At 60.0% G+C, this 12,565-nt stretch carries 11 protein-coding genes; 2 read left to right on the top strand and 9 right to left on the bottom strand.

The features are described 5' to 3' along the window. The first annotated feature begins 102 nt into the window (after positions 1-102). Together AB4Y77_RS09135 and AB4Y77_RS09130 are read left to right on the top strand one after the other, a co-directional pair. Complete coding sequence (locus AB4Y77_RS09135) at positions 103-996, top strand: LysR family transcriptional regulator (protein WP_442013678.1); 894 nt, start codon at positions 103-105, stop codon at positions 994-996. A gap of 98 nt (positions 997-1,094) precedes the next feature. Next, positions 1,095-1,478 (top strand): DUF1304 family protein, encoded by a 384-nt coding sequence (locus AB4Y77_RS09130; protein ID WP_311213563.1) that lies wholly within the window; start codon positions 1,095-1,097, stop codon positions 1,476-1,478. Positions 1,479-1,708: 230 nt separating this feature from the next. On the opposite strand, the gene AB4Y77_RS09125 is transcribed toward AB4Y77_RS09130, so the two are convergent. From AB4Y77_RS09125 to AB4Y77_RS09085, 9 genes are all read right to left on the bottom strand, one after another. After that, positions 1,709-2,122, bottom strand: a complete 414-nt coding sequence (locus tag AB4Y77_RS09125) for a hypothetical protein (RefSeq protein WP_442013677.1) — start codon at positions 2,120-2,122, stop codon at positions 1,709-1,711. Positions 2,123-2,202: 80 nt separating this feature from the next. Beyond that, positions 2,203-3,396, bottom strand: coding sequence for a Gfo/Idh/MocA family protein (locus tag AB4Y77_RS09120; RefSeq protein WP_442013676.1), 1,194 nt, complete (start codon positions 3,394-3,396; stop codon positions 2,203-2,205). A gap of 4 nt (positions 3,397-3,400) precedes the next feature. After that, positions 3,401-4,150, bottom strand: coding sequence for a ThuA domain-containing protein (locus tag AB4Y77_RS09115; protein ID WP_442013675.1), 750 nt, complete (start codon positions 4,148-4,150; stop codon positions 3,401-3,403). Between the two features lies 1 nt (position 4,151). Further along, complete coding sequence (locus AB4Y77_RS09110; RefSeq protein ID WP_442013674.1) at positions 4,152-5,255, bottom strand: Gfo/Idh/MocA family protein; 1,104 nt, start codon at positions 5,253-5,255, stop codon at positions 4,152-4,154. A gap of 47 nt (positions 5,256-5,302) precedes the next feature. Beyond that, positions 5,303-6,202, bottom strand: coding sequence for a carbohydrate ABC transporter permease (locus AB4Y77_RS09105; RefSeq protein WP_349471460.1), 900 nt, complete (start codon positions 6,200-6,202; stop codon positions 5,303-5,305). Further along, the gene (locus AB4Y77_RS09100; protein WP_442013673.1) at positions 6,199-7,140 is read right to left on the bottom strand and encodes a carbohydrate ABC transporter permease; all 942 of its coding nucleotides are present in this window, start codon (positions 7,138-7,140) and stop codon (positions 6,199-6,201) included. The genes AB4Y77_RS09105 and AB4Y77_RS09100 overlap by 4 nt, the downstream gene beginning before the upstream one ends. Positions 7,141-7,142: 2 nt before the next feature. Further along, positions 7,143-8,465 carry an ABC transporter substrate-binding protein gene (locus AB4Y77_RS09095; protein WP_442013672.1) on the bottom strand — a complete coding sequence of 441 codons (1,323 nt, stop codon included), beginning with the start codon at positions 8,463-8,465 and terminating at the stop codon, positions 7,143-7,145. A 200-nt stretch (positions 8,466-8,665) separates the two neighbouring features. Beyond that, on the bottom strand, positions 8,666-9,661 hold the full coding sequence (locus tag AB4Y77_RS09090) for a LacI family DNA-binding transcriptional regulator (RefSeq protein ID WP_442013671.1): 996 nt from the start codon (positions 9,659-9,661) through the stop codon (positions 8,666-8,668). Between the two features lie 142 nt (positions 9,662-9,803). Further along, positions 9,804-12,158, bottom strand: a complete 2,355-nt coding sequence (locus AB4Y77_RS09085; RefSeq protein ID WP_442013670.1) for an AAA family ATPase — start codon at positions 12,156-12,158, stop codon at positions 9,804-9,806. Positions 12,159-12,565: the final 407 nt, after the last annotated feature.

Raw genomic sequence — 12,565 nt, 5'->3', positions numbered from 1 at the left:
GGTTCGTTGGGGCTTTCTTGAGTCCCATCTGACCATCGGGGAATGTGACCCGTCTAACATCAATATCTACTCGCCTTGATATCAAACTGATATGGTGCGGTGATGGACCTTCACCATCTCAAGTACTTTGTGGTGCTCTCCGAGGAACTGCATTTCGGCCGCGCGGCCCAGCGCCTGCACATGGCCCAGCCGCCGCTTTCGCAGCGCATCAAGGACTTGGAGAAAGAGCTGGGGGTGGTGCTTTTTCATCGGAGGCGTACCGGTGTGGAGCTGTCCGAGGCCGGAGCTCTGCTGTTGGAGCATGCGCGTGGGGTGCTGGATCACGTGGCCATGGCGCAGGAGTCCATGCGGCGGATCCGGCCAGGCGCGTCGGGCATCCTGCAGGTGGCCGTGCCGCCGGACACGAACCCTGTTGCGCTGTCCACCATGGTCTCTTCGTTTGCTGCGTCTGCCCCTGACGTTCTGCTGAATTTGCACGAGCTCACCACCGTTGAGCAGGTTGAGCGACTGCGCGACGGCGAACTGGACGTTGCGGTGGTCCGTCACCCTTTGAGCAGCGTGGGTTTTGAGTCGGGGCCGCTGTATTCGCGGGCTCTTGGCGTGGTTCTGAATGCTTCGCATCCGTTGGCTTTATTGGATGCTGTGCCGCTGGGTGACCTGGCCGGGAATCCGTTGATCATCTTCCCGCGGCATATGGCCCCCACGTTGTACGACTCGTTCCTGCACACGTGCCGGGATGCCGGGTATTTGCCGGCGGCTATCGTTCACGCGCGGAATCAGCACTTCACGCACGGACTGATCATGGCCGGCCGTGGTGTGCACTTCAACGAGGAGCCGTGGACACCGTTGCCTTCGGGGATCGTGTGGCGGCCACTGGTTGGCGATCCGTTGGCTTGGCGGACGTCGGCGCTGTGGTTGAAGAGCAGGCGGTCGGCGGAGACGGACGCGTTTGTTGTGGCCGTCGGGGCGGGGCTGGAGGCGGGTGGGCACGGGTAATGGACTGCGTTTGCAGGCTGCCCCTTGATGGTCTTCGCCCCTGAAGCGTAACCTGCACGCAAGAAGCGGAGATTGCAAGATTGTTCTAGGAGCGCGGCATGAATGTGCTGAGCCAGATACTCGCCGGATCCACCGGTCTGGCGCTGATAAGCGTTGGCATCCTGGAGATCTTCTTCCATGGCGATCAACGGTTCCACCGGATCTTCCTGATCAGGCCGGACGACGTGCGCGCAGTGCGGATGTGGGCGATGAATGTTGGCGCCTACAACATCTCTTTCGGCTTAGGCATCGCAGTGGGCCTGTGGCTGGTGAACCTCTCGGGCAATCCCGCCGGCGGGTCGGCAATCGTTATCTTCTGCTGCGCGTGCCACGTCTTCCTCGGTTTCTGGCTGTGGGTCACAGAGAAGCGCCTTCTGGTCAGCGCCATCGGCCAGGCGCTCTTCCCGGCGCTGGTAATCGTCTTCTACGTTCTCTTTCACTAGGGGTGGTGGTCGGCGGTAATGCCCGCAGACCACCAGATCGCCCAAAAAATACATGCCTCCACCGGGTCCGGCAGCGACCACGCCAGAGACCCCGTAGACCTGCAACTCCTCGGGGCACGGGAGCATCTTGACCTGACAATGGTTCGGGCCACGTGCGTTCGTCTTTTCGACTACCGAAGGGTTCATGTTTGGCCTCCGGATGTTGTCGAGGCTGGCCGGTCATGACTCGACTATCCGCCAGCCACCTGCCCCGCCGGACTTTGACGCAATGACATCAATGCGAGCGCGTACAGCAAGCCGCGGGCCACACCGAACAACCACGGGAACGGTAGGTCGAAGCCCAACCAGAAAACCGCTTCCAAAGGCAGCAGGGCCAACCCAAGAATCAGCCCGGATCTACGCCCCTTCCATGACAGCCAAGCCGCCCACGCCGCCGCGAGGACCACGACGAGGAATGCCATTAGCAGGGTCACGAAGACCGATGGCTCGACGCCGTCCCACGGCCCTGCATACAGCGGGAACAGGTCCATGAACATCGGGAGGTAGCCGTTTTGGAGGAGATGGATGCTGACTGGGATGGCTGGAATCCCGAACGCCGCAGCGTAGATCCAGGTCAGCACGGCCGCCACTCGCGCTTTCTGCATAGCCTTCCTCATTCCGCCCCGCCCACGGCATTTCCGCTTGCCAATGGAACGGATAGAACCAGTGTGGAGCAGGGCGTTCATCAGTGGAAGTGGCTCACAGCCTCTCCCATTTCCCTGACGAAGGACGGAACCGTCGTCACCGTGCTCCTGTTTCGGGCCGACTCTTCGACGGCGGCCAGCACCCGCTGAATCTGCACCCCATCAGCGAACGACGGCGACGGCTGGCTTCCGTCGCGAACGGCAAGGAGGAAGTCGCGAACCTGGTGCGTGAACGTGTGCTCCCAGCCGATGATGTGCCCCTGCGGCCACCATGCTGCAGCGTAGGGATGCTCGGGCTCATTGACCAGAATCCGACGGAATCCCTGCTCCCGCACAGGAAGCGTCGCGTCCAGGAAACCGAGCTCATTCAGGTTCTCCAGGTCGAAAGTCAACGAGCCCAGCGACCCGTAGATTTCGATCTTGAGCGAGTTCTTCTTTCCCGTGGCCACACGGGACGCTTCCACTGAGGCACTGATGTTTCCTGTCATGCCAAGAGTCGCCCACGCGGCGTCGTCGACCGTTACTTTCTCCAAACCGCCGGCACCGGGGCGCTCGGCCACGAAAGTCCGCAGCGTTCCGGTCACCTCAGTAACCGTCTGGCCGGTGAGGTGCTGGACCTGGTCAATGGCGTGGGAGGCAATGTCCCCCAGCGCCCCGGAGCCGGCGGTCTCCTTCCGGAGCCGCCAACTCATGGGGGCGTCGACGTCGGAAAGCCAGTCCTGCAGGTAGGCGGCCCGGACGTGCCGCACAGTTCCGAGACGTCCTTCGGCAATCAGCTCCCGGGCCAATGCCAACGCAGGAACGCGGCGGTAGTTGAACCCGATCATCGACTGCACACCCTTGGCCCGCGCTGAAGCAGCCGCTTCCGCCATCAGCTCTGCCTCACCGACACTGTTGGCGAGCGGCTTCTCCACGAGCACATGCTTGCCCGCTTCCAAAGCGGCGATGGCGATCTCGGCGTGCATCCAGCCCGGCGCGCAGATATCAACAATGTCGATGTCATCCCGCAAGATCACGGAACGCCAGTCGGTATCGGATTCGGCCCAGCCATACTTGGCGGCTGCCTCGGCCACTGCCGAGGCGTCCCGGCCAACGAGCACTTTCTGCTCGAAGGCCGGGACGTCGAAGAAACTGGCCACATTCCGCCACGCATTCGAGTGGGCCTTCCCCATGAAGGCGTGTCCGATCGCGGCCACTCCTAGAGGACGGCCAGAGGGAAGAAGGGAACTGGTCATCGTCCTAAGCTTCCTCGAACCAGCCCCGCGCAGGGTTCGACACCTCGGGCGCCTCACGGAAGACACCCGGCTGGGCAACCCAGCCAACACCGTTGGCAATGACCTTCTGGATCTGCGGCTGGTGGTACACGGGGTATTCCTGGTCACCGGGGCTGAAGTAGAAGATCCGCCCCTTGCCGCGCGAGAACGTCACACCGGAGCGGAACACCTCTCCCCCGGTGAACGAACTGATGAAGATCAGGTCATCCGGCTCTGGAATGTCGAACAGTTCGCCATACATTTCCTGCTGGGGAATGACGATCGGGCTCTCAATGCCCGCCGCGATTGGGTGCGAAGGCTTGACCGTCCACACGAGCTCACGTTCGCCCTCGTTGCGCCACTTCAGCGAGCACGTGGTCCCCAGCAATCGAGTGAAGATCTTGGCGAAGTGCCCGGAGTGCAGAACCACCAAGCCCATGCCGCCCAGCACATGCCGCTGCACGCGTTCCACCACCTCGTCGCTGACTTCCTGATGCGCGATATGCCCCCACCACAGCAGCACATCGGTCTGCTCCAGGACTTCCTCGGAGAGGCCATGCTCTGGGTCAGCCAACGTGGCGGTGGAGATTTCGGAGTCGGGGTAGAAACCACGGAGCCCGGCAGCAATAGCGCCATGGATCCCCTCCGGGTACATCTCGCCGATGGTTGCAGGCTCGTTGCGGGCCTCGTGAACGGCCTCGTTCCAGACGACAATCTTCAATTTCGCATCAGACATTTCAGAGCACCACTTCACGTTGTTCGAGGGCGGATTTGTAGCAGGCATCAAGGACCAGCGCGCGGCTGAGGGCGAGGGATCCGTCGTGGCTTCCCCACACGGTCTCGCCACCGCGCACGGCGGCAATGAAATCGTCGACGACGGCCTGGTGGGCTCGCCCGGGTTCGGCCACCACTTCGAAGTCGGTGTTTTCGCCGTCCTTCTCGGTGAAGACATGGACGTCCGCCACCGGGTTCTCGGAGGCGCCGACCGAGCGCAAGTCCGCACCGCCGTCGGTCCCGTAAACGGTGAAGTCCATCAAGTCCCGCTCGTCGCGGTAGGTGGCCCATCCCGCTTCCAGGATCAGCGTGCCGCCACCTTCCAGCCGGATGAACGCCGAGGCGAAGTCTTCCACTTCAAACTTATGGCTTGAGTTCGACGCCGTGTACCGGGCGTTGCCGCCGAGGCCGCGCGGGCCGAGTTCGGAGTGGGTCGACGCCGAGACGGCCAGAACCTTGGGCTCGCCGAGGAGGTGCAGCGAGTAGTCCAGGACGTGCACGCCAATGTCAGCAAGCGGTCCGCCGCCAGCGAGTTCCGGGTTGGTAAACCAGCTGCCCAGCATCGGAATGCCCTGGCGCCGCAGCCAGGATGCCTTGGCGTAGTACGGGCGTCCCAGCGTGCCGGCGTCGATCACTTCCTTGAGCGCCTGGATGTCGCCGCGGCGTCGGTGGTTGAACGCGACATCCAGGACGCGGCCGGCCTTGCGGGCGGCGTCAACCATCTGTTGACCCTCGACGGCGTTGCGCGCCAACGGCTTTTCGCTCAGCACATGCAGTCCTCGCTCGAGCGACGCAATCGCGATGGGCGCGTGCAGGAACGTCGGCACGGCGACGCTGACGGCGTCGAGACCTTCAAGCTCGATCATGTCTTCCCAGCGGGCGAAGGCGTGGGGAATGCTGTATTCGTCCTTTAGCTGGGCAAGAAGGTCAGCTTCCATGCCAGCGACGGCGACAATCTCGACGCCGGGGATGGTGCTGTACGCCTTGAGGTGCTGCTGGCCGGCCCAACCGATGCCCACAACTCCCACCTTGAGGGTTGCGGACGGGGCCTGCTGCTGAATGCTCACGTTGTTCCTGTTCTTTCTTTGGTTACTTCGGATGGCTGAAAGTGGGGTTAGCCCTTGACCGCACCGGCCGTCATGCCGGAAACGATGCGCTTCTGGCACAGCAGCACCAGGATCACTAGCGGCACGGTAATGATCACCGACGCGGCGCTGATGGTGCCAAGGGGTTGGTCGAACTCGCTGGTTCCGCTGAAGAACGCAATCGCGACCGGGACCGGGCGGGCTTCGGGCGAGGTGGTCAGGGTGACGGCCAGGAGGAATTCGTTCCAGACCGAGATAAACACCAGGATCGCCGTCGTTGCCAGGCCTGGAACAGCCAGCGGCAGGATCACCTTGCGGAAGGCGACAAACGGCGTGGCGCCATCCATGTACGCGGATTCCTCGAGCTCACGCGGGATCTCCTTGAAGAACGACGTCAGAGTGTAGATCGCCAGCGGCAACGCGAACGTCAGCTTGGGAATGATGAGGCCAAGCAAAGTGTCGTACAGGCCGATCTCGCGCCAGATGGAGAACATCGGGGCCGCGATGGCGATTGCCGGGAACGTGGTGACCGAGAGGATGAGCGTCAGGATCATCGCCTTGCGGCGCATCTTCAGCCGGGCCAGCGCATACGCGGCGAACGACGCGAAGACCAGCGCCACTGTTGTAGTCACGACGGCGATAATCACCGAGTTGCGCAGGGCCAGGAGGAACTCGGGGTTCTGGAAGACCACCAGATAGTTCTCGAGGGTCGGCTGGCTCGGGAAGAGCTCGCCTTGGGACAGGCTCGCACCCTTCTTGAGGGAGGTGTTGACCAACCAGTAGAACGGTATGAGTGAGAAAGCCATGACGGCCACCACGAACACCCATACCAGGGGATGCAGTTTCGATTCTCCACGCAACCGACGCTTTGGCGCCTTGGGGCGCGTGGCGAGTTCCGCCGTCGGGCGTTCAGCAATCAGCGTGCTCATTGTTCCTCCTTCGCGACGTCGCGGATGTTGCCGCCGGCGAAGCGGACGTAGATGACCGAGACCACCATGACGGTGAGGAAGGTCAGGATGGACAGCGCCGATCCTTCGCCCACCAGCCGGTTTTCGCGCAGCTGGGTGTAGGCGAGCATGGACATGGATTCGGTGCCGTTGGCGCCGCGGGTGAGGACGAACGGCAGGTCGAAGACGCGGAGGGCATCCATGGTGCGGAAGATCGCGGCGAGGACGATCGCCGGGCGCAGGAGCGGCAGGGTGATGTTCACGAAGGTCTGCCATTTGCTGGCGCCGTCGAGCTCCGCGGCCTCGTACGTTTCGGCGGAGATGACCTGCAGGCCGGCCAGGATGATGAGCGCCGCGAACGGGGTCGTCTTCCAGACGTCGGCCATGACGATCACGGCCATCGCGTAGCCGTGCTCACCGAGCCAGACGACGTCGCCGCCCGGCAGCCCCAGCGTGGAGAGGACGTTGGTGACCAGGCCCATGTTTGGCTGGAACATCGTTTGCCAGGTGATGGCGCTGACCACGGTGATGATCGCGTACGGCAGCAGAACCACGGTGCGTAGGACGGCGCGGCCCTTGAACGCTAGGTTGAGCAGCAGTGCCATGGCCGTGCCGAGGATGAGTTCCAGACTGACGGAAAGGCCGGCGAACAAGAACGTCTGGCCGAACGCTGCCCACCACTCTTGGCTTGCCAGGGCGTTGATGTAGTTTTCCAGACCGACGAAACGGGACAGACCGGCCGTGCGGACGCTGTACTGGTTCAGCGAGAGCCAGATCGCGTAGCCGATGGGGACCGCCGCAACCAGGGCCATGATCACCAGTGACGGGGCAGTCATGCGGAACGCGAGCTTGCGTTCGGCGCGGTCGCGGCCGCTTGTTTTTGCCGGGCCGCGGCTTGGCGGGATTGTTTTGATGGCCATGACTAGAAGCTCGCCTTGGCGGCGGTGATTTCCTCGGCCATCTTCTGCACGGCTTCCTCGGTGGAGGCGGTGCCAGAGAGGACGGCGTAGACGTTCTTGTAGATCGCCTGGCTGATCTGCGGGTAGACCGGGGAGATCGGGCGCGGCTTGGCACCCTTCACGGAGGCGAGGAGTTCCGTGGCGAACGGCATCTTCTGCAGTACCGTCGGATCGGAGTAGACAGCTTCGTTGACCGGGGCCTGCGAGTAGTCCATGGCCACGTGCTTCTGCCACTCCGGGCTGGTGGCGTAGTCGATGAACGCGACAGCCCCGGCCTGGTTGGTGGAGTGGGCCGAGATTGCCAGGTTCCAACCGCCCAGCACGCCGGAGGCCTTGCCGCCTTCCCATGCCGGCAGGGGTGCGACCCCGAAGCTGGACGCCAGTGGTGTCGCGTTCAACAGCCGGTACACGTGCGGCCAGTTGCGCTGGTATCCGAAGTCGCCGGACTCGAAGGCGAGTCGGGCCGGGTCTTCGTTGTAGGTGAGGACGGCGCGGTCGGCTGAGCCGTTCTTCAGGCCGTCGACCATGAAGTTGAGGACGTCGCGGGTTTCCTTGGAGTCGATTTTGACGTCACCTTGGTCGTTGAGGACTTCGCCGCCCGCGCTGTAGAGCATTTCGAGGAAGTTCACCGTGAGGCCCTCGTACTGCTTGCCCTGGTAGACGTACCCATTGCCGGGAGCTTTGGCGGCTTCTGCGTAGAGCTGCTGCCAGGACTCGGGCTTGGCCACCTTGTCCTTCTGGTAGTAGATCAATCCGGCGTTGGTGAAGAACGGCGAGCCCCAGTACTTGTCCTGGTACTTGGTGGTTTCCACAGTGGAGGGGATGAGCCGATCCTTGTTGGCTTCTACCAGCTTGGTCTGGTCCAGCAGCCAGCCCTGGGAGGCGAACTCGGAGGTCCAGATAACGTCTGTTACGAAGAGGTCGCACTCGGTGGACTTGCCTTCGAGCCGCTGCACGATCTGCGTGCGTGCCTCATCCGTGGTAGCGCCGATCTCCGTGTACTTGGCCGTGACCTTGCCGTTCGCCTTGGTGAACGCCTCCGCCGTGCCCTTGTAGATACCGCTCGCGTCCTTGACGCCGCAGATGTTGACGGCACCGCTGGCATTAGCGCCCGACGCCGGATCGGCAGCTGCCGCTTGCTCGGCACCTTGGGGTGCTGCTCCCCCGCCGCACGCGCTGAGGAGGAAGGCTGCGGCTGCGATGGCGGCTGACGCGAGGGCTTTTCGGTTACGGGGCGTTGCTTGGTTCTGGCTCTGGAGCGGGGAAGCAGGTCGGTTCGAGTCCACAAGTGGCTCCTTTGGGGTCTGTGGGCGGTGGCGTTCAGTGCGCGTTCTGGCTGGCCCGCGTGCTGAGGGTGGCTTCTTTGCCGGTGGTTCTTATGATCCGTGGAATCGATTCCAAATGTGTTCAAAAGAATCGGCCTTTGCGGCCGTGGAATCGATTCCAAAATAGTGTGACAGGGGCCACTGAGGACTGTCAACCCTCTTTATTTGGTGGAGTCCCTGATGACGAGTTCGTGCGGGAGGAAGGTTCTTCCCTTGCGATGTGAGCCTTCGACAGTCATGCGATCGAGGAGCTCAGCGAAGGCTACACGGCCCATTTCGTAGGCCGGCTGCCTTACTGTGGTCAGTTCTGGGACGCACATTTCTGCCTGGGCCGAGTCGTCGAAACCAGCTAGGGCAATGTCTTGTGGAACTCTGAGTCCGGCATCCGTAAGTTCCCGAACGCACCCGGCAGCGACCACGTCGGTCCCGCAGAAAACGGCGTCCGGGCGGTCTTTTGCTTTGAGAAGCTTCTTGGCGAGCGTACGGCCGGCGTGGAAGCCGAAGTTGCCCTCACCGAACAGGACCTGGTCTGGTTCTAAGCCCGCTTCCGTGAGTGCATGGCGGAAGCCCTCTTCACGGAGCCGGCCCGAGCGGGCACCCCTGTGGGCGAGCATGGCCAGCTTCTTGGCACCCGTGTCGATCAGGTGTTTGGTGATGTCGTAGGCGGCCTGGCGGTCGTCGATGGAAACCCCGAATGCTGCCTCGGCATCGACAATTTCACAGACCTGGATCACGCTCATTTGCTCGGCAACTGTGTTGACGTCGTCGTCCGGCATTGTGGGCGAAAAGATGACCAATCCATCCACAGACCCGTTGCGCAGCATGTCCACAAGCTGCTGCTCGCGGTCGAGGTCACCGTCGGTCGCTGCGATGAGGCTGACATAGCCCGAGTCGGCCGCAGCGTCCCCAACGCCCCGGAAGACTTCACTGATTACGAGCGAGTCCAGGTTCTTGGCGAGTGCCAGGACTCGCATGGTCCTGTCACGGCGCAGATCCCGCGCAGAGGCCAACGGGCGATAGCTGAGCTGGCGGATTGCCGCGTTGACCTTCTCCTTGGCCGCCGCGCTGACAGCCGAGCTCCCGTTCAAGACGCGGGAAACCGTCCCCACGGACACACCCGCCGTTTTGGCGACGTCCTGAACAGTCGGCCGAGCCATTAGTTTGTCCTTCCGCGAGCAGTGCCCGCGCACTCTACACCAAAGCGCCTTGCGCCCCTATCGCGGGACCTTCAGCTTAGCTGCCTATCCGGCTATGGAGTTGGGCAACAGGAAAGAGGCCCGCCGCCCAGCCCTTGAAAACCTAGAGGGTAAGCTTGTGACATTTGCACGAAATGGATGTCGCATCGCGCTTTTCAATCCAAGTTCGACATTCTGAACAGTGAACAGACTCGTGAAGTCTTAATGCTGCCTCACCAAAATCAGAGACGTCACGCCATGAAATGCCAGCTGCCCAACTGTTGTAGTGTCCACCAAGCAGATTCCTTAAAGCTATGTTCTTGTTGACGTCTTCCACCAAGACCTTAACAAGAGTCGACTTTTTTAGGACCTTTGCGACACCACTCCACAAATCATTCAGGGTATAGCGATCGTCCTTGCGTCGAATAATGCTCGCTTGGACGCGCCAACTCAACTCCTGACAGACTTGCTCCAAGAGAAGACCGGTAGCTGACGCACTCGCCAACGGGTCGGACCGGTCCAAGGCGTTACGGAGCGAAGATACAGTAGTCCAGGTTGAATCAGATATATAGATCCCGCCATCGAATGACCAGCGTGTAATATGTCGTTCAAGCACCGGAACTCCACGATTATTAAACAGGGGACGAAGCTGATTAAGCCATGATCGGTCATGGCCGGTGATTATTATCTGCCATCCCTTAAATTCTTCCAGTACGTAGTCCATCACCTCAACACGTACTGTTGAATCAACACTCTGCAACACATCATCCAGTATTAAAATTTTTGCTTGGCCGTAGTCGCCGGCCTTCTTTGTTACAGAGAGAAAAAACAATAGGGCAATCAGATCTTTATATGCCTCGCTGAAGACTTGCTGAGGAAAGGCAGTCTTGCCATTCTTAAAAGTAACCAACACGTCAAGGCTAACTGGCCCTGATTTTGCCACTAGAACCTGGATAGAGTCCACATGATCGGCTTTAGTAAGTCGCTGAAAACTCGCTGTCAAGTCATCCGTAACAGAATGCAGAACCGGCGCGATCCGAGAGAGCTGGTCTCTATAAAGAATCGGATTGAGATTTTCAATACCGCGCTCTAAGGTTTTCTTGATCTTCGATAGACGACCGTGGATATCCTTAAGGGACGATATGAGTTCACGAACCACCGGCGCTGCCCAAGCTAAAGGATCGCTGTTATCCGTTCTCCGGCGTTTGGCTTGCCTAATCTTATTTTGAAGAAAATTCTCAAAATGCGTTTGATTTGTGAAGTTCACCTTTGACGCAGGGTAGTGCTCTAATAACTCTTCGGCGGTTTTATCACGCAGGAGTCTAAGCGTAAAACGCTCCTCCTCCAACATGCGCAGTTGTTCATCAGGACGCAGTCCAAGAGTCCCGCCAGCAGAGGGAAAGTAATCAAAGAAGATCATACTTCTGGAAAGTGTTTCAGTGTCAAGAAAACGAAGAATATCGGCGCGCCGAATAGCTAATGGGGCGATTCTAAAGCCGGGCCGTATAGCCACGCTTGATGTAACGTCACGCCCCACGTCATTGGATTTCAGTTGTCGTTCCACACTCGTGCCGTCTGTAAGCTGGACAGTCGCACTTGCCATCGGGACAGCTAAGTTCTTGACAGACGGTCGGAGGCCGCTGTTGAAGTCTGCTGAACGGTCAACCCGACCTTGCAACGCGAACTCGATACCGTCAATGACTGTCGACTTTCCGACTCCATTATCCCCCCAGAGAAGCAAGCACACAGGCTTGTCGTGCATGGCTAAATCCACACTAATTTCCTCGGGCGCTCCCCTGAAGCCTTGAACAGTTACCTTCCGCAGCAGCACCTTTGAATCAGCTTTGTCGTATTCAGGAATGGTGCCATCTGGAGCGCCGGCATGCTCTGCCATTGATGCGAGCGCCGCGGCAGCATTCAGGCCCACTGGGGGCACCGAGACATCAGCGACCAGACGCTGTAGGAACGGCGTCGTGTGATACTCCGTTTCTTGGTGAATAACTTCGAGGAGCTCGATCCACCGATCGTCGTCAATTCCGACTACGGTTGAAACCGTTGTATTTGACGATTTCTTCGCATTTTGGTTGATGAAGCTTAGGAGATACTTCGGAACGGGCTCAATACCCAGCAGTAGTTCACTGATCATGACCCGGAGCGTGTCCCTACGATGCCGTAGGTTCCGGTCTGCGAAACCTCTGATAAGGCTTGATGTAGCCACAACGGCTTTTTTGTACGTCTTGAAGTCACGAGAATGCGAATAGAGAGCGCATTCCTTATTCGCAATGGCCGTCGAGATCGCAGCAATAGTCGCGCCTTCGCCTCCGGATGTCGTTTTATTCATACGTAGGCTATATAGTGAATCCAATTTCAGGCGCATCAGCTTTCTCAGCTCGTCCTGGGATACAGTTTCCTGCGCGTAGAATGCTCTATTTATTTCGCGCAAAGCCTGAACTGCAGTTGGTTTAGTAGAGTCGGTCAAATCTTCCCTTTAAATCTATCGTCGGCTATACTTCGGCGCACACTGGGACACAGGTGTGCGTTACGAATATGGGGCGAAGTGATGGAGCCACACAGTCTCTTATTCAAGACATTAGTCTAGTCTCAACTCATAGCGAACAACGCCCCTTCTCAAGGCTTTCCTAGCGCGGTCGCCACTTCTTTGGGAGTGTGAACCTGCACTTCGTCCACCGCGATAGCGCTCGCACCTTCGACGACGAAAGCGAAATCATGATTCTTGGACGGGTTTCATCGATGGCACCCCTAAACCGCATAGAACTCTCCACGGCTCAGATATAGGAACTCAAGTATTCATCTGGAGGAGCGGGTTACCGCCACTTCTTACACCTCGCCCCCGCTTCGGACGCATATGAGCCCTCGCCAGCACAA

This window comes from Paenarthrobacter sp. YAF11_1, assembly GCF_052113445.1.
Taxonomy (GTDB): Bacteria; Actinomycetota; Actinomycetes; order Actinomycetales; family Micrococcaceae; genus Arthrobacter.
This window is presented reverse-complemented; position numbering and strand designations above follow the sequence as displayed.